The 19,953-nt window shown below is 63.5% G+C and carries 22 protein-coding genes; 17 read left to right on the forward strand and 5 right to left on the reverse strand.

What is annotated here, in order from left to right; all coding sequences use genetic code 11:
* Positions 1-61 precede the first annotated feature (61 nt).
* Entirely contained in the window at positions 62-1,315 is a 1,254-nt protein-coding gene (locus HZY77_RS02240; protein WP_296816209.1) for an IS256-like element ISMaq7 family transposase, read from the forward strand.
* Here HZY77_RS02240 and HZY77_RS02245 read toward each other — a convergent pair.
* From HZY77_RS02245 to msrB, 3 genes are all read right to left on the reverse strand, one after another.
* The gene (locus HZY77_RS02245) at positions 1,295-2,074 is read right to left on the reverse strand and encodes an MBL fold metallo-hydrolase (RefSeq protein WP_296818310.1); all 780 of its coding nucleotides are present in this window, start codon (positions 2,072-2,074) and stop codon (positions 1,295-1,297) included. The two genes, HZY77_RS02240 and HZY77_RS02245, sit on opposite strands and share 21 nt — an antisense overlap.
* Before the next feature lie 73 nt (positions 2,075-2,147).
* Positions 2,148-2,852, reverse strand: a complete 705-nt coding sequence (locus tag HZY77_RS02250) for an FAD-dependent oxidoreductase (RefSeq protein ID WP_296818312.1) — start codon at positions 2,850-2,852, stop codon at positions 2,148-2,150.
* Positions 2,853-2,855: 3 nt separating this feature from the next.
* Complete coding sequence (gene msrB / locus HZY77_RS02255) at positions 2,856-3,257, reverse strand: peptide-methionine (R)-S-oxide reductase MsrB (RefSeq protein ID WP_296818314.1); 402 nt, start codon at positions 3,255-3,257, stop codon at positions 2,856-2,858.
* A 261-nt stretch (positions 3,258-3,518) separates the two neighbouring features.
* Here msrB and HZY77_RS02260 point away from each other — a divergent pair, with 261 nt between their 5' ends.
* From HZY77_RS02260 to HZY77_RS02290, 7 genes are all read left to right on the forward strand, one after another.
* Positions 3,519-3,938 carry a rubrerythrin family protein gene (locus HZY77_RS02260; protein ID WP_018508286.1) on the forward strand — a complete coding sequence of 140 codons (420 nt, stop codon included), beginning with the start codon at positions 3,519-3,521 and terminating at the stop codon, positions 3,936-3,938.
* 86 nt (positions 3,939-4,024) lie between these two features.
* Entirely contained in the window at positions 4,025-5,353 is a 1,329-nt protein-coding gene (locus tag HZY77_RS02265) for a heterodisulfide reductase-related iron-sulfur binding cluster (protein WP_296818316.1), read from the forward strand.
* A gap of 24 nt (positions 5,354-5,377) precedes the next feature.
* Entirely contained in the window at positions 5,378-5,962 is a 585-nt protein-coding gene (locus HZY77_RS02270; RefSeq protein WP_296818318.1) for a DUF3501 family protein, read from the forward strand.
* Positions 5,963-6,022: 60 nt separating this feature from the next.
* Positions 6,023-7,234 carry a cyclopropane-fatty-acyl-phospholipid synthase family protein gene (locus HZY77_RS02275; protein ID WP_296818319.1) on the forward strand — a complete coding sequence of 404 codons (1,212 nt, stop codon included), beginning with the start codon at positions 6,023-6,025 and terminating at the stop codon, positions 7,232-7,234.
* A 68-nt stretch (positions 7,235-7,302) separates the two neighbouring features.
* A complete protein-coding gene (locus HZY77_RS02280; protein ID WP_296818321.1) occupies positions 7,303-8,160 on the forward strand; it encodes a pirin family protein in 858 nt (285 codons plus the stop codon).
* 15 nt (positions 8,161-8,175) lie between these two features.
* Positions 8,176-10,749, forward strand: coding sequence for a cation-translocating P-type ATPase (locus HZY77_RS02285; protein WP_296818323.1), 2,574 nt, complete (start codon positions 8,176-8,178; stop codon positions 10,747-10,749).
* Between the two features lie 19 nt (positions 10,750-10,768).
* Positions 10,769-11,152, forward strand: coding sequence for a DUF2784 domain-containing protein (locus HZY77_RS02290; RefSeq protein WP_296818325.1), 384 nt, complete (start codon positions 10,769-10,771; stop codon positions 11,150-11,152).
* 38 nt (positions 11,153-11,190) lie between these two features.
* Here the strand turns inward: HZY77_RS02290 and HZY77_RS02295 are convergent, their stop codons facing one another.
* Positions 11,191-12,090 (reverse strand): cation diffusion facilitator family transporter, encoded by a 900-nt coding sequence (locus HZY77_RS02295; RefSeq protein ID WP_296818326.1) that lies wholly within the window; start codon positions 12,088-12,090, stop codon positions 11,191-11,193.
* 167 nt (positions 12,091-12,257) lie between these two features.
* On the opposite strand from HZY77_RS02295, the gene HZY77_RS02300 reads away from it, so the two are divergent.
* The 5 genes from HZY77_RS02300 (at position 12,258) to HZY77_RS02320 (ending at position 15,997) form a co-directional block, all read left to right on the forward strand.
* Positions 12,258-12,845 carry a nitroreductase family protein gene (locus HZY77_RS02300; RefSeq protein ID WP_296818328.1) on the forward strand — a complete coding sequence of 196 codons (588 nt, stop codon included), beginning with the start codon at positions 12,258-12,260 and terminating at the stop codon, positions 12,843-12,845.
* Between the two features lie 83 nt (positions 12,846-12,928).
* On the forward strand, positions 12,929-13,426 hold the full coding sequence (locus tag HZY77_RS02305; protein ID WP_296818330.1) for a CNP1-like family protein: 498 nt from the start codon (positions 12,929-12,931) through the stop codon (positions 13,424-13,426).
* Positions 13,426-14,544 carry a glutamate 5-kinase gene (gene proB, locus HZY77_RS02310; RefSeq protein ID WP_296818332.1) on the forward strand — a complete coding sequence of 373 codons (1,119 nt, stop codon included), beginning with the start codon at positions 13,426-13,428 and terminating at the stop codon, positions 14,542-14,544. The genes HZY77_RS02305 and proB overlap by 1 nt, the downstream gene beginning before the upstream one ends.
* Positions 14,541-15,137 carry a histidine phosphatase family protein gene (locus tag HZY77_RS02315; RefSeq protein ID WP_296818334.1) on the forward strand — a complete coding sequence of 199 codons (597 nt, stop codon included), beginning with the start codon at positions 14,541-14,543 and terminating at the stop codon, positions 15,135-15,137. The genes proB and HZY77_RS02315 overlap by 4 nt, the downstream gene beginning before the upstream one ends.
* A complete protein-coding gene (locus HZY77_RS02320; protein ID WP_296818336.1) occupies positions 15,134-15,997 on the forward strand; it encodes a cobalamin-binding protein in 864 nt (287 codons plus the stop codon). The genes HZY77_RS02315 and HZY77_RS02320 overlap by 4 nt, the downstream gene beginning before the upstream one ends.
* On the opposite strand, the gene fur is transcribed toward HZY77_RS02320, so the two are convergent.
* On the reverse strand, positions 15,985-16,434 hold the full coding sequence (gene fur / locus HZY77_RS02325; protein ID WP_296771055.1) for a ferric iron uptake transcriptional regulator: 450 nt from the start codon (positions 16,432-16,434) through the stop codon (positions 15,985-15,987). The genes HZY77_RS02320 and fur overlap by 13 nt on opposite strands.
* A gap of 76 nt (positions 16,435-16,510) precedes the next feature.
* Here fur and HZY77_RS02330 point away from each other — a divergent pair, with 76 nt between their 5' ends.
* The 4 genes from HZY77_RS02330 to carA all read left to right on the forward strand — a co-directional run bounded on the left by HZY77_RS02330 (position 16,511) and on the right by carA (position 19,953).
* Positions 16,511-17,581, forward strand: a complete 1,071-nt coding sequence (locus tag HZY77_RS02330; protein WP_296818338.1) for an outer membrane protein assembly factor BamE — start codon at positions 16,511-16,513, stop codon at positions 17,579-17,581.
* A complete protein-coding gene (gene dapB / locus HZY77_RS02335) occupies positions 17,578-18,381 on the forward strand; it encodes a 4-hydroxy-tetrahydrodipicolinate reductase (RefSeq protein WP_296818340.1) in 804 nt (267 codons plus the stop codon). Before HZY77_RS02330 ends, dapB begins: the two co-directional genes overlap by 4 nt.
* A 22-nt stretch (positions 18,382-18,403) precedes the next feature.
* Positions 18,404-18,658, forward strand: coding sequence for a glutaredoxin domain-containing protein (locus tag HZY77_RS02340; RefSeq protein WP_296631690.1), 255 nt, complete (start codon positions 18,404-18,406; stop codon positions 18,656-18,658).
* 155 nt (positions 18,659-18,813) lie between these two features.
* The gene (gene carA / locus HZY77_RS02345) at positions 18,814-19,953 is read left to right on the forward strand and encodes a glutamine-hydrolyzing carbamoyl-phosphate synthase small subunit (RefSeq protein ID WP_296818344.1); all 1,140 of its coding nucleotides are present in this window, start codon (positions 18,814-18,816) and stop codon (positions 19,951-19,953) included.

Raw genomic sequence — 19,953 nt, forward strand, 5'->3', positions numbered from 1 at the left:
AGGATGGCGTATCCTGTTGATTGATCACGCCAGATCAACAACCAACAGAAGGTGATACGCCATGGCCAAGTCTACCCTGAAGACTCTTCCACAACCAGAAAAAGACGTTATTGATCCGCTGACCGAGCTGCTGCGGACTGGGGCACGGGAGCTGATCGCACAGGCCGTCGAGGCCGAGCTTCAGGCGCTTCTGGATCAGCATGCCGAGCACCGGCTCCCGGATGGCCGTCAGGCCGTCGTGCGCAATGGCTATTTGCCTGAGCGTACTGTCCAGACCGGCATCGGCAATGTCGACATCAAGGTGCCGAAAGTACGGGATCGGAGTGGTTCCGGGGTTCGCTTCAACAGCACCTTGCTGCCGCCGTACCTGAAGCGAGCCCGGAGTGTGGAGGAAGTGCTTCCCTGGCTGTACCTGAAGGGTGTGAGCACCGGCGATTACCAAGAGGCACTGGCCGCGTTGCTGGGTGATCAGGCCAGGGGCTTGTCGGCCAACACCATCAGTCGCTTGAAGCAGCACTGGATCGATGAGCACCGGGAGTGGTGTCAGCGAGATTTGAGCCAAAGCCGCTACGTGTACTGGTGGGCCGACGGCGTATACAGCAACGTGCGCATGGATGACCGCCTCTGCCTGCTGGTGATCATCGGCGTGACGGAGCATGGGCGCAAGGAGCTGGTTGCGGTTGAGGACGGCTACCGAGAGTCGGAGGCCAGCTGGTCAGAACTGCTGTCGGGACTGCGGGCCCGGGGCCTGACGACCAGCCCGAAGCTGGCCATCGGCGACGGCGCTTTGGGCTTCTGGAAAGCACTGGCCAAGTGCTATCCGGACACCCGCCATCAGCGCTGCTGGGTGCACAAGACGGCGAACATCCTGTCCGCGCTGCCAAAGTCGGTGCAACCGAAAGTCAAGGCGGCGCTGCATGAGATCTGGATGGCCGAGACGCGGGCTGACGCACACAAGGCCTTTGACCGGACTCTGGTTCGCTTCGAGTCGAAGTATCCCGGCGCCATGGAACGGCTGCGCAAGGATCGTGAGGAGCTGCTGGCCTTCTACGACTTCCCGGCAGAACACTGGATCCATATCCGGACGACCAATCCGATCGAATCGACGTTTTCGACGGTGCGCCTGAGAAGCAAGAGAGCGCGGAACTGCGGCTCCCGAGAGACCACGCTGGCGATGGTCTACAAGCTACTGGAAACCGCGCAGAAGCGCTGGAAACGGATCAAGGGATTTGATCTGCTGGCCCTCGTGGTCAACAACGTGAAGTTCAAGGACGGCGAGCAAGTACAGGATCAATCAGACAGGAACGCGGCTTGATGCCCATACACCAGATTTGACAATAACTCTCTTGCCATGGCCTGGCACATAGCGTGCCATGTTGAGGGCGAGCGCCCGGTCGGTGGCCTTCATCACGCCCTTGAAGGTGCCGTCGAAAATGGGCATCACCATGTGGTTCAGCACGTTGTCCCCGGTGAACAAGGTGCGGTCTTCCACGACTTCGATCATCAGGTCGGTCTTGCTGTGCGCGTCGGTCGAGGAATGGATGCGGAAGGTCTTGCCGCCGATCCTGAATTCCTGGCCGTCAGCAGCCTCGACGGTGGGAATCACCGCGCGGGTGCCGTCGGTATAGCCGCCGGTCATGTCAGACATAAACTTGAGCCAGAAGGCGTCGGCGCCGTTCTTGGCCTGCTTGATCATGTCGGGGTGGGCGATGAGCGTGGCCTTCGGCCAGGCTTCCAGGATGGCCTGGTTGCCGAGCCAATGGTCGCCGTGGACGTGGGTGTTGAACACGTGCGTGACCGGTTTGTCTGTCGTCTTTCGAATCTGGGCCACCACCATGCGGCCGACCTGCACGCTGGAGCCCGGATCGATCACCACGACGCCTTCATTCGTGACGATCCAGGCCGGGTTGTTCATGAAGCTCTGGTTGGCTGCTGAGGGCACGCCTTGCGGGCCGTGGATGACGTAGGTGTTGGCGCTGACCTGTTGCGCCGGGTAGGCTCGAACGATGTCATTGGGGCCAGCCAGCGCAGGCGTGCAGAAGACCAGGGTGGCAATCAGGGGGATGAAGCGCATGAGGGTTCTTCATTTGGATTATTGGACAGCAATCATACACAGATTGCGGGTTTTGTTTAATGGTAGAATCGGCCTACCACCATTTTTCGAAAATGATGCGGTTCATCGGCACGCCCAGGTCATGCAGCAGGGTGCTCATGTCCTCGACCATGCCCTTGGGGCCGCATAAGTAATACAGCGTGTCGTCCGGCACTTCGAGCGCATGCAGCTTGACCGGGTCGATGCGGCCGGTGAGGCCGTTCCAGTTCGGGTCGGGCTGCGTCACGGTGATGCTCACGTGCAGATTGTCATGCTTGCGGGCCGTCGCCTCGAGTTCGTCGCGGAACAGGATTTCGCGGCTGTCCGATACGCTGTAGACCAGATGCGCACAGGTCGACAAGGCTGCGTCACGCACATGGCGGAAGATGGACAGCAGCGGCGTGACGCCGACCCCGCCGCCTATCAGCACCACGTTGTCGCTCATCTCGGGCAGGTAGACGAACGGTCCCTGGCCCTGGCTCACGCGCACGCTGTCGCCGACCCGGGCACGCTCGTGCACCCAGCGCGCCACCGGATGGCGCGCGCTGGCCTTGATCGCCAATTCGATCGCACCCTGGTGGATGGGCGAGGTGGTGATGGAATAACCCGAGGTGTGCGTTGCACCGTCGATGTCGATGCTGAGATCCACCCATTGCCCCGGCAGAAACCGGAAGCCGGCATCGGGGAGGGCAAGGCGGAGGCTGTGGATGCTGGGCGTGGCGGGGGTGATCGCCGCAATCCGGGCGTCAAAAATATGCAAGGCTCAATCCTGTTTCTTCTGGAACGTCAGCGACGCCGAGTTGATGCAGTAGCGCGTACCTGTGGGAGCGGGGCCGTCGGGGAAAACGTGCCCCAGGTGCGAACCGCAGTGGCGGCATAGTGCCTCGGCACGTACCATGCCGTAGCTGGTGTCGGTTTNTTCGGCGACCGCGTCGGCGTTCAGGGGCTGATAAAAGCTAGGCCAGCCGGTGCCCGAGTCGAACTTGGTCGTCGATGAAAACAGCGGTTCGCCGCAGGCCGCGCAGCGGTATTCGCCATTCTCGTGATGGTCCCAGTATTGGCCGGTAAATGCCCGTTCGGTCCCGTGTTCTCGCAGGATGCGGTACTGTTCGGGGCTCAGTTCGGCGCGCCATTCGGCGTCGGTTTTGGTTTTATCAAAGCTCATGGTCTTCTCCGATTTCAAAAGAGTGTACCCGCAAGGGGCAGGCCGTGGCTGTAATCCGCTGAAGCGGAAACACCCACGCTCTACCCGAGGTTGACAGCGTCATCGCAGCGGGTTTAATCTTCGTTCAGGTATTAGACTTAGTCTAAAAACCGGATTTCACCCAGCGGCTGGCCTGCTATAAATATGAGGCGGGGCACATTGCTGCAGGGTGAAAATATCAATGCTGCAAAGCATGTCTATGTAAACCAAGGAGATCAGGTTATGCAACTCAAAGGCTCGAAAACCGAAGACCATCTGAAAGCCGCCTTTGCCGGCGAATCGCAGGCCAACCGCCGCTACCTCTATTTCGCAGCCAAGGCTGACGTGGAAGGCTACAACGACGTCGCTGCCGTGTTCCGTTCCACCGCAGAAGGCGAAACCGGCCATGCCCACGGCCATCTGGAATATCTGGAGAAGTGCGGCGATCCCGCTACCGGCATGGCGTTCGGCCCCACCGCCGACAACCTGAAGACGGCGATTGCCGGCGAAACCCATGAGTACACCGACATGTATCCCGGCATGGCCAAGGATGCGCGTTCGGAAGGTTTCGACGAAATCGCCGACTGGTTCGAGACCCTGGCCAAGGCCGAGCGCTCGCACGCCAACAAATTCCAGAAAACCCTGGACACCCTGGGCGCCTAATTTCGCCCAGGCAAAAAGCGGGTCGGGTTCGGCCCGCTTTTTTGAATCTATAGTTGAATTTATACCAAGTCTAAACTGGAGTTCGCATGAGCACACGCGAAGGCAATCTCGAAGCCCCCACCCGTCATCCGCTCGACTGGAAAAACCCGGATTTCTTCAATGAAGAGAAGCTCAACCACGAGCTTGAACGGATTTTCGACATCTGCCATGGCTGCCGTCGCTGCGTCTCGCTATGCACCGCATTCCCCACGCTGTTCGATCTGGTGGACGGATCCTCGACGATGGAGGTGGACGGTGTCGCCAAGGCCGACTACTGGAAAGTGGTCGACGAGTGCTACCTGTGCGACCTCTGCTACATGACCAAATGCCCCTATGTGCCGCCGCATCCGTGGAACCTCGATTTCCCGCATACCATGCTGCGCGCCAAGGCGATCAAATTCAAAAGGGCNGGCACCACGTTCCGCGACAAGTTGCTTTCCAGCACCGACGCGATGGGCAAGCTTGCCTCGATTCCGGTGGTGGTGCAGGCCGTCAACGCCAGCCTGAAGAACAAGCCGATCCGCAAGCTGGTCGGCAGCGTGCTGCACATCCACCCCGACCGCAAGCTGCCCGAATACGACAGCGCGAAATTCCGCTCCACCGCGAAGCCGCGCAGCGATTTCGCCGTGAAGGCCGGCGAACGCACNCCCGGCAAGGTGGCGATCTACGCGACCTGCTACGTGAACTACAACGAGCCCGGCATCGGCCACGACCTGCTGAAACTGCTGGCGCACAATGAAATCCCCGCCGTATTGGTGGAGAAGGAAGCCTGCTGCGGCATGCCCAAGCTGGAACTAGGCGATCTCGATGCCGTCGAAAACCTCAAGGAAACGAACATCCCGCATCTGGTCAAACTCGCCCGCGACGGCTATGCGATCCTGACCGCCGTGCCTTCGTGCACGCTGATGTACAAACAGGAGTTGCCGCTGATGTTCCCGCACGATGCCGACGTGCAGGCGGTGAAGGAAGCGATGTGGGATCCGTTCGAGTACCTGATGGCGCGCAACGTCGACGGCTTGCTGAAGACCGACTTCAAGGACCCGCTCGGCAAGGTGGCCTATCACGTGCCGTGCCACCAGCGCGTGCAGAACATCGGCAACAAGACGCGCGACGCGCTGCAGCTGGCCGGCGCCAAGGTGACGATGGTCGAGCGCTGCTCGGGCCACGACGGCACCTGGGGCGTGAAGAGCGAGTATTTCGACAAGTCGATGAAGATCGGCAAACCGGTATTCCGCCAGATGGCCGAGCCGCAGCCCGATTACGTGAGTTCCGACTGCGCGATTGCCGCGCGTCATATCCTGCAGGGCATGGGCGATTCCACCGCGCAGAAACAGCATCCGATCACGCTGTTGCGCATCGCCTATGGCCTGGAATGAATCGTTGTTTGCAAGGAGAAGAACATGCCGCTGATTACCCGTGACAGCCTGCTGACCCTCGAGGGCTATGCCAAGGTACGCCCCGAAATGCGCGCCGAGGTCATGGCGCACAAGAAGAACCGCATGGTCGAGCTGGGCGACCACGTTACGCTGATCTTCGAGGACGAGAAGACCATGCGCTACCAGATTCAGGAAATGCTGCGCGCCGAGCGCACTTTCGAGGAAGCCGGCATCCAGGACGAGCTCGACGCCTACAACCCGCTGGTTCCGGACGGCACCAACTGGAAGGCCACCATGATGATCCAGTATTCCGACCCGGACGAGCGCAAGCTTGCGCTGGCGAATCTGAAGGGCATCGAGGATCGCGTGTGGGTGCAAGTGGCCGATCAGCCACGCGTGTTTGCCATTGCCGACGAGGACCTGGAGCGCGAGAACGAGGAGAAGACGTCGTCGGTGCATTTCCTGCGCTTCGAGCTCGATCCCACGTCGATTGCGGCCGCCAAATCGAACGCGCCCATACGCATGGGCATCGATCTCGACGCCTACCGCGTGGAATCCATGACGCTGGCAGACAACACTCGGGCTGCGTTGGCGGTCGATTTGTCCTAGATTCATAGTCAGGCGGGAAAACAATTACGACAACGCGCCGCCATCCTTTGAGGAGGTGTGATGCTGGATCAATTGCTGGTTCATCAGGTGCGACGGCGGGTGGAGGCATCCGGACTGCCATTCGTTGTCGAGTTGTGGAATGGCGAACGAGTCGGTGCCGCTGCCGATGCGGCGGTGCGGGTGAAGTTGCACCAGGCCGCCAGTCTCAAGGCCATGGCCGATCCCAGCCTGGGTTCGCTGGCGCGGGCCTATGTCGAGGGCAACCTCGACTTGGAGGGCGATGTCCGTGACATCCTCGCGCTCGGCGACCGCCTGTGCAACGCGGGCGACTGTTCGCCGAAAACTGGATCGGACGGCTGGAAGTGGTGGCGCCACACGCGCAGCAAGGACCGCAAGAACATCCAGTACCACTACGACGTGTCCAACGACTTCTACGGTCTGTGGCTGGACTCGCGGCGCGTCTATTCCTGCGCCTATTTCAAGAACCCGGACATGAGCCTGGACGCCGCGCAGGAAGCCAAGCTCGACCACATCTGTCGCAAGCTCGATCTCCAGTCCGACGAGCAGTTCCTCGACATTGGCTGCGGCTGGGGCGGTCTGATCCTGCATGCCGCGGAGCGCTATGGCGTGCGTGCTGTTGGCATCACCCTGTCGGACGACCAGCATGCGTATGTCAGCGAACAGATCGCCGAACGCGGCCTGACCGGCCGGGTCGAGGTGCGTCGGATGGATTACCGCGACGTGCCGGAGCATGGCGGCTACGACAAGATCGCCAGCGTCGGCATGTTCGAGCACGTCGGCCGCCCCAACCTGCGCACGTATTTCGACAAAATCAATGCGCTGCTGAAGCCGGGCGGGCTGGTGCTCAACCATGGCATCACCACGTCCGAACCTGAAGCCAGCGGCCTGGGCAGCGGCATTTCCGAGTTCATCGAGGATTATGTCTTCCCGGGCGGCGAACTGGTCCATGCTTCCGAGGTGCTGCGTGCCGCCGCAGGCAGCGGCCTCGAATGCCTCGACGCGGAGAACCTGCGCCCCCATTACGGCAAGACCCTGTGGCACTGGGTGACCCGGCTGGAGACACATGCCGACGAGGCTCGCCGGCTGATCGGGGAACAGAAATACCGTATCTGGCGCATCTACATGGCCGGCTCGGCCTACGCGTTCGATCATGGCTGGATGGAGTTGTGGCAGGTGCTGGCAGGCAAGGCGGTCGACGGTACGCAGCCGAGCTATCCGTTCAAGCGGGATTTCATCTACCGCGATGCCTGACCCGGCCGGATGAAATCGGTCCCTGCGCAGACCATCGAGCGCTCAATCAACCGGAGTCCGCCACGAATATGAATTTGCGCCCAATACGCCAGCTTGTCCCGGCCTTCGAGGTCACCGAAGGCGGAGGGGTCACCGTGCATCGCAGCATCGGCACACCGGCGCTGCGGAGCCTCGATCCCTTCCTGATGCTCGACCATTTCGGCAGCGACAACCCGGACGAGTACATCGCCGGTTTCCCGGACCANCCCCACCGCGGCTTCATCACCTTCACCTACATGCTCGACGGCCATATGGAACACCGTGACAGCATGGGCAACCGCGGCGACCTCAAGGCCGGCGGCGTGCAGTGGATGAAGGCGGCGAGCGGCGTCATCCATTCGGAAATGCCGCAGCAGACCAACGGCCTGATGCGCGGCTTCCAGCTCTGGATCAACCTGCCGGCCCGCGAAAAGATGTCCGCGCCGGCCTACCAGGAATTCTCCGCCGCGGCCATTCCCGAAGCGGCCCAGGACGGCGCCCGGGTGCGCGTGCTGGCCGGCGCACTGGACGGCACACGTGGCGTCATCGAGGATCCGGCGACCGACGTCCTCTATCTCGACGTCAGTCTGGCGGCCGATGCGCGTTTCAGCCTGCCGCTGAACGACACGCACAATGCTTTCGTCTACGTCTTCGAGGGTAGCGCCCGCCTGGCCGGCGAGGCGCTGGCGACGCATACCCTGGCGGTGCTGGGGGCAGGCGACACGGTGGCGGTCGAGGCCGGACCCGCCGGCGCCCGCTTGATCCTGGTGGCCGGCCGACCGATCGGCGAGCCCGTGGTGCAGTATGGTCCCTTCGTCATGAATACGCGTGACGAGATCGAGCAGGCCTTCACCGATTACCAGGCCGGCCGGCTGGTGCAGGCCAGGGCGACCATGACGGGGCATTGACGGTAGGATGGCCGGGTGAGCAAACGCGAATCCACATCCGGCGAGCCATCTGACTTCGAGGGGTTAACGTCCTCTCTTGCCGCCGAGCGCCTGCGGACGGAGGGACCGAACGCATTGCCGACCGACGGATCCCGCGGCACGGCAGCGATCGTGTTCGAAGTGATCCGGGAGCCGATGTTCCTGCTGCTCCTCGCTGCAGCGGCCATCTATCTGGTGCTGGGTGACCTGCACGAAGCCCTGATGCTGCTGTTTTTCGTGTGCGTGGTGATGGGCATCACGCTCTATCAGTCCCACAAGACCGAACGTGTCCTGCAGGCCCTGCGCGACCTGACCAGCCCGCGCGCCCTGGTCCTGCGCGATGGCGAGAAGCGGCGCATCGCCGGCAGCGAGGTGGTGCGCGACGATATCCTGATGCTGGCGGAAGGCGACCGTGTGCCCGCGGATGCGTGTCTGCTCATGTGCAACGGCTTGCAGGCGGACGAATCGCTGCTGACAGGCGAAGCGGCGCCGGTGCGAAAAGCGGTGGGCGAAGGGCGGGCGGCCATGGCGCGGCCGGGCGGGGACGATTTGCCGATGGTGTATTCCGGCACCCTGGTCGTGCAGGGGCAGGGCATTGCCCGCGTGACGGCGACCGGGCCGCGCACGGAAATCGGCAGGATCGGCAAGTCGCTGCAGGCCCTGCGCCCCGAGCCGAGTCCCATGCAGAGCCAGGTGCGCCGCATGATGTGGATATTCGCGCTGCTCGGCATCCTGTTGTGCGCTGCGGTCGTCGGGCTGTACGGCCTGACGCGTGGCGCCTGGCTCGATGCCCTGCTGGCCGGCATCACGCTCGCGATTTCGCTGCTGCCGCAGGAGTTTCTGGTGGTGCTCACGGTCTTCCTGGCACTGGGGGCGTGGCGAATATCGCGCAGCAACGTGCTGACGCGGCGCATCCCGGCACTCGAGACGCTGGGTGCCGCCACCGTGCTGTGTGTGGACAAGACCGGCACCATCACCGAGAACCGCATGACGGTGACGCAGCTGGTGACGCGTGACGCACGCTATGCGGTCGATTACGACCATGAGAATTCGCTTCCGGAGGCCTTCCACGAGCTCGTCGAGTTCAGCGTACTGGCCAGCATGGTCGATCCGTTCGACCCGATGGAGAAGGCCTTCCGTCGACTTGCCGACCACTATCTGGCCGGGACCGAACACCTGCACGACGACTGGACGTTGATCCAGCACTATCCGCTGAGCCGCGACATGCTGGCCATGTCTCACGGCTGGCAGGCGACACGCCGGGACGAATACGTGGTGGCCGCCAAAGGGGCGCCGGAAGCCATCGCCGATCTGTGCCATTTGTCCGCTGCGGATACCGCCGCCATCGCGGCACAGGCTGACCGACTGGCGCAGCAGGGGCTGCGCGTCCTGGCCATCGCGCGCGCGACGTTCGCGGGGACAGCCTGGCCACCGCAACAGCATGATTTTCCCTTCGCCTTTCTCGGCATGATCGCGCTGGCTGACCCGGTGCGGCCGCGCGTGCCGGAAGCGATCCGTGTGGCACGCCGTGCCGGGATGAGGGTGGCGATGATCACGGGCGATTACCCCGGCACGGCTGAGGCGGTCGCACGCGCGGCCGGGATCGATCTCGATGGCGGCATCCTCACCGGACCCGAGATCGACGCGCTCGATGATGCGGTGTTGCGGCAGCGTCTCCGGTCTGCCCGGGTATTCGCGCGCGTAGCGCCGGAACAGAAGCTGCGCCTGGTGCAGGCCTTCAAGGCCAACGGCGAGGTGGTGGCGATGACCGGCGACGGCGTCAACGACGCGCCGGCGCTGAAGGCCGCGCACATCGGCATCGCCATGGGCGGGCGCGGCACCGATGTCGCGCGCGAGGCCTCCTCGCTGGTCCTGCTGGACGACGACTTCGCGACCATCGTCGATGCCATCCGGCTCGGCCGGCGCATCTTCGACAATCTGCACAAGGCCATGGCCTACATACTCGCGGTGCACGTGCCGATCGCCGGCATGGCGCTGCTGCCGCTGCTGTTGGGCATGCCGCTGGTGCTCGCGCCGGTGCATATCGTCTTCCTCGAGCTCATCATCGATCCCGCGTGTTCGATCGTGTTCGAAGCCGAGCCGGAAGAGGCGGGGGCCATGGAGCGACCGCCGCGGCGCCCCGATGCGCCGCTGTTCAGCCTGCGCACCATGCTGCTGTCGCTGCTGCAGGGTGCGACGGTATTCCTCGCCGTGGCCGCCGTGTATGGCCTCTCGCTGCTGCGCGGGCAGGGCATCGACGAGGCGCGTGCGCTGACGTTCACCACGCTGGTGATCGGCAACCTGGGACTGATTCTGGTCAACCGCTCCTGGTCGAGCACCCTGCTCGCCTCGCTGCGCATCCGCAACACGGCCTTGTGGAAGGTCGTTGGCGGCACCCTTGGCTTCCTGGCCTGCGTGCTCTACGTGCCCGGCTTGCGCAACATCTTCGGTTTTGCGTACCTGCACGCGGGCGACGTGCTGCTGGCTTTCGCTGCCAGTGCGGCTGGCGTCGCCTGGTTTGAGTGGTTCAAGTGGGTGAGGGGAACGCGCATGGGGCGGGCGCGCGCCTGAGACAGGGGAGTGCGAGCGCATGGAAGGCGGATTGGCCTTGATCCTTGCCGATATTCTGGTGCTGGCGCATCTGCTGTTCGTCGCCTTCGTCATGACAGGCGGGTTCCTGCTCGCACGCTGGCCCCGATTGCTCGTGCTGCACCTGCCTGCCGTCTCTTGGGGTGCCTATATCGAGTTGAGCGGCGGGATCTGTCCCCTGACGCCGCTTGAAAATCACTTGCGCACAGTCGGCGGTGGAACGCCCTACGGCGGCGATTTCGTCGAACGTTACCTGTTGCCGGTCCTTTACCCTGAACACCTGAGCGTCCCGTTGCAGCAGGCGTTGGGTGGGCTGGTGGTGCTGGTCAACCTGGCGGCGTATGGCTGGGTGTACCGGGCCTGGCGGCGGAAATTGGCTGCGTGACGGCTGGCTGCGAGCCCATCATCGAGCGCAGTGCCTGGTCAGCGATCCAGGTCCTGGTCGGCCAGGGAAATCGGATCTTCCTTCGGTTCGAGATGGGTGGTGATGTGGGCGTGCTCGACCGCGGCGCGGATGTCGGCCTCGATGCGTTCCGACCAGTCGTGGCCGTGCTGGACGGTCCAGACACCCGGCACCAGCAGATGGAAGGAGACGAAAGCGCGGGTGCCGGCCTGGCGCGTGCGAAGGGCGTGAAATTCCATCCCTTCCTGACGGTAGCGGTCCAGAATGCGCTCGATCGCCCGGACCTCTTCCTCCGGCAGCGAGACATCCATCAGGCCTGCCGCCGAGCGCTGCAGCAGCTGCCAGCCGGTCCACACGATGTTGAGCGCGACCAGCAGGGCGATCACGGGGTCGAGCCACAGCCAGCCGGTCGCCCATACCAGGGCGACGCCCGCAATGACACCCACCGAGGTCCAGACGTCGGTGAGCAGGTGATGCGCGTCGGCCTCCAGCGTGATCGATTTGTATTTGCGGCCGACGCCCATGAGGATGCGCGCGGTGGCAAGGTTGATGATCGACGCGGCCACTGATACCCCGAGACCGATCCCGACCGTCTCGAGCGGCTGCGGATTGAACAGCCGCTCGAGGGCGGCGTACGCGATGCCGACTGCGGCAAGGAGAATGAGAAAGCCCTCGAATGCGCTGGAGAAATATTCCGCCTTGCCGTGCCCGTGCGCATGATTATCGTCGGCAGGCTGGGAAGCCAGCGACAGCATGGCAAGCGCCATCATCGCGCCTGCCAGGTTGACGAAGGACTCGAGCGCGTCGGAGAGCAGGCCGACCGAACCGGTGAGCCACCAGGCCATGCCCTTGAGCACGATGGTGGCGAGGGCGGCGGCGATGGAGAGCCAAGCGTAACGTTTGAGTGCGGGAGGTAACATCTCGATGCTTCGCGAGGAGCGATTGAAGTGTGCCGGATTGTATCCCAGTGCGGACCGGCTATTCCCGGAAGCATACGCATGCCGGCCATGCAAGCCTGTTCATTCGCGGTCCGGGGAAGCGCGTCCCATGGACTATGGTTAAGCATGATTGCCATGGAGGTATCTTGATGCCGAACACGCTGAACGATGCGATTCAACAGCGTTACGCCTGCCACGAGTTTGCCGAGGGCAAACCTGTATCGACGGATGAACTGGACTGGGTGCTGGAGGCGGGCCGGTTGGCGCCTTCGGCATTCGGCCTGGAGCCATGGCGCTTCATCGTCGTGACTGACGCGGCAGGCCGGGCCGCGGTTGCGCAGGCCTGTTATGGCCAGCCTGCAGCGACGACGGCTGCGGCGCTGGTCGTGATCGTGGCGCTGGTTGCAGCGCTCGAGCCGGACTCGAACTATGTGCGGGCGCGTTTTACAGCGGAAGCCCGAGGCCAGGATGCCGAACCGATTTATTCCGCCTATCGGTCACTCTACCGTGCCGAATCCATGGCGGAGTGGGCACAGGGGCAGTGCAATTTTGCGGCTGCGCAGATGCTGTTGCAGGCGGCGCACATGGGGCTCGGAAGCTGTCCGATCGGAGGGTATGACGCATCTGCGCTGGCAACTGCCGTTGGTCTGCCGGCAGGCGAGGTGCCGGCGCTGGTCATCGCCTTGGGCCGGTGCGGCTATGCTGCACCCGAACGGATCCGCAAGCCGCTCGTTTGATCTCGAGTCTGCCCTGCGCATTGCCGCGACGACGGGCATCTTTCTTGAAGACATCCCGCTGTCGAAGCAATAAAATGCCGGGCATGAAAATCCTGCTTGCTCTGCTCCTGTGCCTGCCGTTTGCCGTCCATGCCGAATGGCTGGATTTCGATCACGAGTTCGATCAGGACAAACCCTGGGTCGAAGTGGCGGCCCAGTTGCCGCCCTATCCCAAGCCCGACAAACTCATACCGTTCGATGTGTCGTCGGCGACCCGCAACAAATTCTTTATCGACGCCGATTCGATCAGTGTCGGTTCCGACAAGGTGGTGCGCTACACCGTGGTGATCGAAGCGGCCGGTGGGGCGAAGAACGTTTCGTACGAAGGACTGCGCTGCGAAACCGGCGAGCGCCGCCTGTATGCCTATGGCCACGACGACGGTAGCTGGTCGAAGGCGCGCAACGCCCAATGGGAAAGCATCCGGGTGCGTTCGTTGCTGTCGTATCACAAGGCCCTGTACGAGGATTATTTCTGCCCCGACGGCATCAATGTCCGCAATGCCAAGGAGGCTGTGGAAAGACTGCGGCGCAGGGGCTACTGATGCAGTCCGTGGTGAAGCACGCGCGGCGCATCGTCGTCAAGGTCGGTTCCAGCCTGGTCACTGCCGAAGGACGCGGTCTCGACCACGCCGCGCTGTCGCGCTGGGCCGAGCAGATTGCCGCGCTGGCCGCGCAGGGTAAGGAAGTGGTGCTGGTGTCCTCGGGCGCGATTGCGGAGGGTATCGCGCGATTGGGCTGGAAGAAGCGTCCGAAGGCCGTCAACGAATTGCAGGCCGCCGCCGCCGTGGGGCAGATGGGGCTGGTGCAGGCATACGAATCGATCTTCCGCACGCACGATCTTCACGCGGCCCAGGTGCTGCTCACCCACGAAGATCTGGCCGACCGTACGCGCTACCTCAATGCACGCTCGACCTTGCGGACCTTGCTGGAATTGAGAGTGGTGCCGATCATCAACGAGAACGACACCGTCGCCACCGACGAAATCCGCCTCGGCGACAACGACACGCTCGGCGCGCTGGTGACCAATCTGATCGAGGCCGACTGCCTTGTCATCCTCACCGATCAGCCCGGGCTCTATACCGCCGACCCGCGCAAGCATCCCGACGCCACGCTGGTGATGGATGCCCACGCCGGCGATCCCGGTCTCGAGCGCATGGCGGGTGGGGCGGGCAGCAACGTCGGTACCGGCGGCATGCTGACCAAGATCCTTGCCGCCAAGCGCGCGGCGCGCGCNGCGCATACGGTGATCTGCAGCGGGCGCGAGGAGGGCGTGCTGCTACGACTGGCAGANGGGGAAGCGATTGGCAGCCAGCTGGTGGCGCGGCAGGCGCCGCTTGCGGCGCGGCGGCAGTGGCTGGCCGATCATCTGCAGCTGCGCGGCGGTGTGGTGCTCGACGACGGAGCGGTGCGGGCGCTGCGCGAAGACGGCAGNAGCCTGTTGCCGGTTGGCGTGAAAGGGATCACCGGCGAATTCGAGCGCGGCGAGGTGGTGGCGATCGTCGACACGGACGGCCACGAAATCGCACGCGGCCTGGTCAATTACAGCGCCAGCGAAGCGCGCCGTATTGCCGGCAAACCGAGCAGCGCGATCGAGGCTGAATTGGGCTACATGGACGAGCCGGAAATGATCCATCGCGACAATCTGGTGCTGCTGGCGTGACCACCACACTGGATTTGCTGCGTCACGGCGAACCTGTCGGCGGCCGCAAATATCGCGGGCAGGTCGATGATCCGCTGTCGGAGAAAGGCTGGGCGCAGATGCATGCGGCCGTGGGCGACATTGCGCCCTGGACCCGCATCGTGTCGTCGCCCTTGCAGCGCTGCCGTGCCTTCGCCGAAATCCTGGCTGACCGCCATGGCCTGTTGCTGACGCTAGACGAGCGGCTGGCGGAAGTCGGGTTCGGCGTATGGGAGGGGCGATCCGCTGCCGAAATCGAGCAGGATGCCCCCGGTGCCGTGGCGCGCTTCAAGCATGATCCCGTGAATGCGCGCCCGGAAGGAGCGGAACCGCTGGCCGAATTTCATGGCCGGGTGGCTGCCGCACTGGCCGCCATTCTGGCCCAGCATCCCGATGAGCATGTGCTGCTGGTCGGGCATGCCGGAGTGATCCGGATGGCATTTGCCTGGGCGCTGCATGTGCCGCTGGCGCATGCCTACCGCATCGAAGTGGCGAATGCCGGGCTGACCCGTCTGCGTTTCGACGGCGATCGCGCGAGCCTGGTCTTTCACGGCGGCAGTCTCACCCCGCGGTGATCCGTCGCGGCTTCCTGGGTCTGTGCCTGCTGATAGCCGCGTCCGCGCAGGCCGCAACCCTTCGCCTGCACGACGATGATGGACAGACGCTTGAATTCAGCCGGCCGCCCCAGCGTATCGTCTCGCTGGCGCCGCATCTCACCGAGCTGCTGTTTGCCGTGGGCGCCGGATCGCAGGTGGTGGGCGTGGATGCCGCCAGCGATTATCCGAAAGCGGCACAGTCACTGCCGCGTGTCGGCGATTTCAGCCGCATCAACTTCGAGCGCATCCTGGCGCTGAAGCCCGATCTGGTCGTTGTCTGGGTGGGCGGCAACCGGGCGGCAGACATTCATCGCCTGAAACAGATGGACATTCCTGTATTGCAGACCCAGGCGGCCCGGCTCGATGACGTGGCACGCCTGTTGCGCCTGATCGGCCAGGTGAGCGGCCATGCCGGGGAAGGGGAGGCGGCAGCACGGGATTATTCGGCACAACTGGCGGCGCTGCGGGTCCGGCCCGGCCAGAAGCCGCCGGTCGGCGTGTTCTACCAGGTATGGGACCGTCCGCTGATGACGGTGGGAGGTACGCACTGGATCACCGATGCGCTGGCGCTATGCGGCGTACGCAACGTGTTTGCCGACCTGCAGGCGTTGTCGCCTGTGGTGTCGCGCGAAGCCGTGCTGCAGCGCGCGCCGGCGCTGATCGTGGGTGGCACCGATGCACCCGACATGCGCCGGGTATGGCAGCACTTCACGCGCCTGCCTGCCGTGAGAAACCAGGCTTTCGTCCGGGTGGATGCGGATCGCCTGCACCGTCCCACGCCGCGCCTGATCGAAGGTGTGGCCGAGCTGTGCGCGGCGGTCGAACCTTATGTCCGGTGACGCGACTCGGTTGGTTTGCGGTTGGGGCAGTTTTCCTTGATGCAGTCGGCGTAGATCTGCAGCGAATGGTCGTGGATGGCAAATCCCCGTTCCTTGGCGATGCGCGTTTGGCGTTTCTCGATTTCGCTGTCGTAGAACTCTTCGACTTTGCCGCACTGCAGGCAGACCAGGTGGTCGTGGTGATCGCCCTGGTTGAGTTCGAACACGGCCTTGTCGCTGTCGAAATGATGCCGCATCAGCAAGCCAGCCTGCTCGAACTGGGTCAGCACGCGGTAGACGGTGGCGAGGCCAATATCCTGGCCTTCATCGGAGAGCAGGCGATACACCTCTTCGGCAGTCATGTGTCGCTTGTTGCTCTGCTCGAACAAATCGAGGATCTTCAGGCGCGGCAGTGTGGCTTTGAGGCCGATGTTCTTGAGATCGGACGGATTGCTCAATGGGGTCTCCAGAACGGGAACGCGAATACGCTATGATACGTTTTCCAACCGCCCAAACCTTTCCGGTTTCCTGGCTATGCGTCAATTCCTGATTTCTGCCCTGCTTTTAAGCCTGCTTGCGGGCTGTTCCAGCCTTCACATCGGTCCCCACCACATCGATGTGCAGCAGGGTAATGCGCTCGACCAGGAAAACGTCGCGCGCCTGAAGACGGGGCTGAATCGTTCCCAAGTCCGCTTTCTTCTCGGTACGCCGCTGATCGTCGATCCGTTCCGTACCGACCGCTGGGATTACGTGTACCTCTATTACAAGGCAGGAAGACTGACCGAGCAAAAGCACATCACCCTGATCTTCGAGGGCGATACACTGGCACGCATCGAGGGCGACTTGCCTGAACCGTCGGCACAGCCCGCCCCGCCGGCCGTTGAGCCAGAGCGACAGCCCGCATCCATGCCTGCGGCGATGCCGGCCCCTGCTGCGGTGGCGTCAGCCGAAGAACCCGTAACCCGGCCTGCAGCAGTTGCTGCCCAGCCAGCCCAGGCACCGACCGCACCTGCATGGGTGGCCGCCGCGCCCGTCGCGGCGCCTGCCGCACAGGCGGCCCGGGCCGAACCCGAGCCACCGGCATCCGAAACCAGCATCGTGCCGCCGTTGCCGAGCCCGAAGGATGCACCGGCCTATGTCGATCCCCGTCCGGTTCCCGAACTGAGCCTGAAGTCGGAAACCGACGTGTCGCAGATCAAGCCGGATGCCGTACCGCCTTTTCCCGAGCCTCATGCAGCAGCAGCCAGCGACGATCCGGTACTGAAATCGGTGCATGCCTGGGCCGATGCCTGGATGCAGCACGACAGCGCAGCCTACTTTGCGGCGTATGACGCCAGCTTCGTTCCGGAGGGTGGCAGCCGTGCTGCCTGGGAGGCACGCAAGCGCAAGATGCTGAGCGGAACGGGCCGCATCGAGGTGAGAATCGATTCGCCTTCGATCGAACGGACCGGCGANGGGGCCGCCACGGTGAACTTCAAGCAGTACTACCGCTCAGGCACGTATCACGACACTACTGTCAAGCAGCTGCGCATGATCGAACGCGACGGCCGCTGGGTGATCGTGGAGGAAAAAGTGCTGTCGACCCTGAAAGGTGGCCAGCCGTGAGCGTGCGGATTGCCCTTGCCGGCGTATCCGGACGGATGGGGCGTGCCCTGCTCGAAGCGGTGGAGGCCGATCCCGGCTGTACGCTTGGTGCAGCCATCGACCGTCCCGGCAGTCCATTGGTTGGACAGGATGCGGGCGCCGCCTGGGGCGCGGCCAGCGGAGTGCGGGTGACGGATCAGCCCGCCGCTGCCCTGCACGGGATGCATGCGCTGATCGACTTCACCCGCCCCGAGGCCACCTTCGGTTATCTCGATGCCTGCGTCGAGGCCGGCGTGCCGCTGGTCATCGGCACCACCGGCTTCGACGAGGCCGGAAAAGCGCGTATTGCGGCGGCGGCGCAGCGGATTCCCGTCGTGTTCGCGCCCAATATGAGCGTCGGCGTAAACCTTCTGATGAAGCTGGCCGAACTCGCTGCCCAGGTGCTGCAGGATGGCTACGACATCGAAATCATCGAAGCGCATCATCGCCACAAGATTGATGCGCCCTCCGGTACCGCACTGGGCCTGGGGCAGACAGTTGCACGGGCGATCGACCGCGACCTGGCGAGTTGCGCCGTCTATGGGCGCGAGGGTGTCACCGGCGAACGCGACCCCAAGACCATCGGCTTCGCTACCGTGCGCGGCGGCGATATCGTCGGCGATCACACGCTGCTGTTCGCCGGCATCGGCGAGCGCGTCGAGCTCACCCACAAGGCCAGCAGCCGCGCCACCTTCGCCCAGGGCGCGCTGCGTGCCGCCAAGTGGCTGCAGGGCCGCGCGCCAGGCCTGTACGACATGCGCGACGTATTGAATCTGAATTAACCGCTTTAATTAGGAACGCACCATGAATGCCGTCAAGGTCTACAGTACCGGTACCTGTCCCATTTGCGTCAAGGCCAAGGCCTTTCTCGACAAGCGCGGCATCGGCTACGACGAAGTCCGCATCGATCTCGACCGCGAGGCGATGAAGGAGTTCGCCGTCGTCACCAACGGTGCGCGCACCGTACCGCAGATTGTCGTCGACGGCACCTGCATCGGCGGCTTCACCGAATTGACCGAACTCGACATGGATGGCGGCCTGGATCATCTGCAGCCCTGAACGGGGCGACAGGCGCGCGGGAAAGCGTGCTTAAGCATTGAAGCCGGGTCGCGAATCGACTATAATTGCGGCATTCAAGTTCAGGCGGGTTCGCGCAAGCGGCTCGCCTGAATTTTGTTACATACGTCGCGCTCATTCGTCTTGCGGAGTCCTCCTTGTCACGTGCCCAGCCCGCCATCCTTGTTCTAGCTGACGGTTCGGTATTTCGCGGCCTGTCCATCGGCGCCGACGGCATCACAACCGGTGAAGTGGTCTTCAACACCGCATTGACCGGCTATCAGGAAATTCTCACTGACCCCTCGTACTCGCGCCAGATCGTGACGCTGACCTATCCGCATATCGGCAATACCGGTGTCAATGCCGAGGACGTCGAGTCGGACCGCATTCATGCGGCAGGTCTGGTTGTGCGCGACCTGCCACGCCTGCATTCGAATTTCCGCGCCGGCCAGTCCCTGGCCGACTACCTCAAGAGCCAGAACATCGTGGCGATCGCCGACATCGATACGCGGCGGCTGACCCGCGTCCTGCGCGAAAAGGGGGCACAAAACGGCTGCGTCATGGCAGGCGCGGTGGACGAAGCCAAGGCGCTCGAAGCCGCGCGGGCCTTCCCGGGCCTGGCCGGCATGGATCTGGCCAAGGTGGTGAGCGTGTCGGAAGCCTATGAATGGAACGAGACCGAATGGAAGCTGGGGCGCGGCTACGGCCAGCAGGCCACGCCGCGTTTCCATGTGGTGGCTTTCGATTACGGCGTCAAGCGCAATATCCTGCGAATGCTGGCCGAGCGCGGCTGCCGTCTCACCGTGCTACCGGCCACGGCCACCGCTGCCGAAGCGCTGGCATTGAAGCCGGACGGCATTTTCCTCTCCAACGGCCCGGGCGATCCGGAACCGTGCGATTACGCGATCCGGGCGATCGGCGAACTGGTGGCGGCGAAGATTCCCACGTTCGGCATCTGTCTGGGGCATCAATTGCTTGCGCTCGCTTCTGGCGCCAAGACCGTCAAGATGAAGTTTGGCCACCACGGCGCCAACCACCCTGTGAAGGATCTCGAGAGCGGCCGGGTGGCGATCACCAGCCAGAATCATGGCTTCGCGGTGGATGCGGCGACCCTGCCGGCCACCTTGCGCAGCACCCACGTTTCCTTGTTCGACGGTTCGCTGCAGGGGCTGGCCCGTACCGATGCCCCCGTGTTCAGTTTCCAGGGCCACCCGGAAGCCAGTCCCGGCCCGCACGACATGAGTTATTTGTTCGACCGATTTATTCAGCTGATGGCTGACCATGCCCCAGTACACTAA

This window comes from Thiobacillus sp., from assembly GCF_013693775.1.
Taxonomy (GTDB): Bacteria; Pseudomonadota; Gammaproteobacteria; order Burkholderiales; family Thiobacillaceae; genus Thiobacillus.

Excerpts from the sequence above, each read along its gene's own strand:
- HZY77_RS02275 (WP_296818319.1), top strand. The coding sequence starts at position 6,023 with ATGCTGGATCAATTGCTGGTTCATCAGGTGCGACGGCGGGTGGAGGCA.
- HZY77_RS02240 (WP_296816209.1), top strand. The coding sequence starts at position 62 with ATGGCCAAGTCTACCCTGAAGACTCTTCCACAACCAGAAAAAGACGTT.
- HZY77_RS02290 (WP_296818325.1), top strand. The coding sequence starts at position 10,769 with ATGGAAGGCGGATTGGCCTTGATCCTTGCCGATATTCTGGTGCTGGCG.
- HZY77_RS02270 (WP_296818318.1), top strand. The coding sequence starts at position 5,378 with ATGCCGCTGATTACCCGTGACAGCCTGCTGACCCTCGAGGGCTATGCC.
- HZY77_RS02260 (WP_018508286.1), top strand. The coding sequence starts at position 3,519 with ATGCAACTCAAAGGCTCGAAAACCGAAGACCATCTGAAAGCCGCCTTT.
- HZY77_RS02300 (WP_296818328.1), top strand. The coding sequence starts at position 12,258 with ATGCCGAACACGCTGAACGATGCGATTCAACAGCGTTACGCCTGCCAC.
- HZY77_RS02295 (WP_296818326.1), bottom strand. The coding sequence starts at position 12,090 with ATGTTACCTCCCGCACTCAAACGTTACGCTTGGCTCTCCATCGCCGCC.
- HZY77_RS02305 (WP_296818330.1), top strand. The coding sequence starts at position 12,929 with ATGAAAATCCTGCTTGCTCTGCTCCTGTGCCTGCCGTTTGCCGTCCAT.
- HZY77_RS02340 (WP_296631690.1), top strand. The coding sequence starts at position 18,404 with ATGAATGCCGTCAAGGTCTACAGTACCGGTACCTGTCCCATTTGCGTC.
- HZY77_RS02245 (WP_296818310.1), bottom strand. The coding sequence starts at position 2,074 with ATGCGCTTCATCCCCCTGATTGCCACCCTGGTCTTCTGCACGCCTGCG.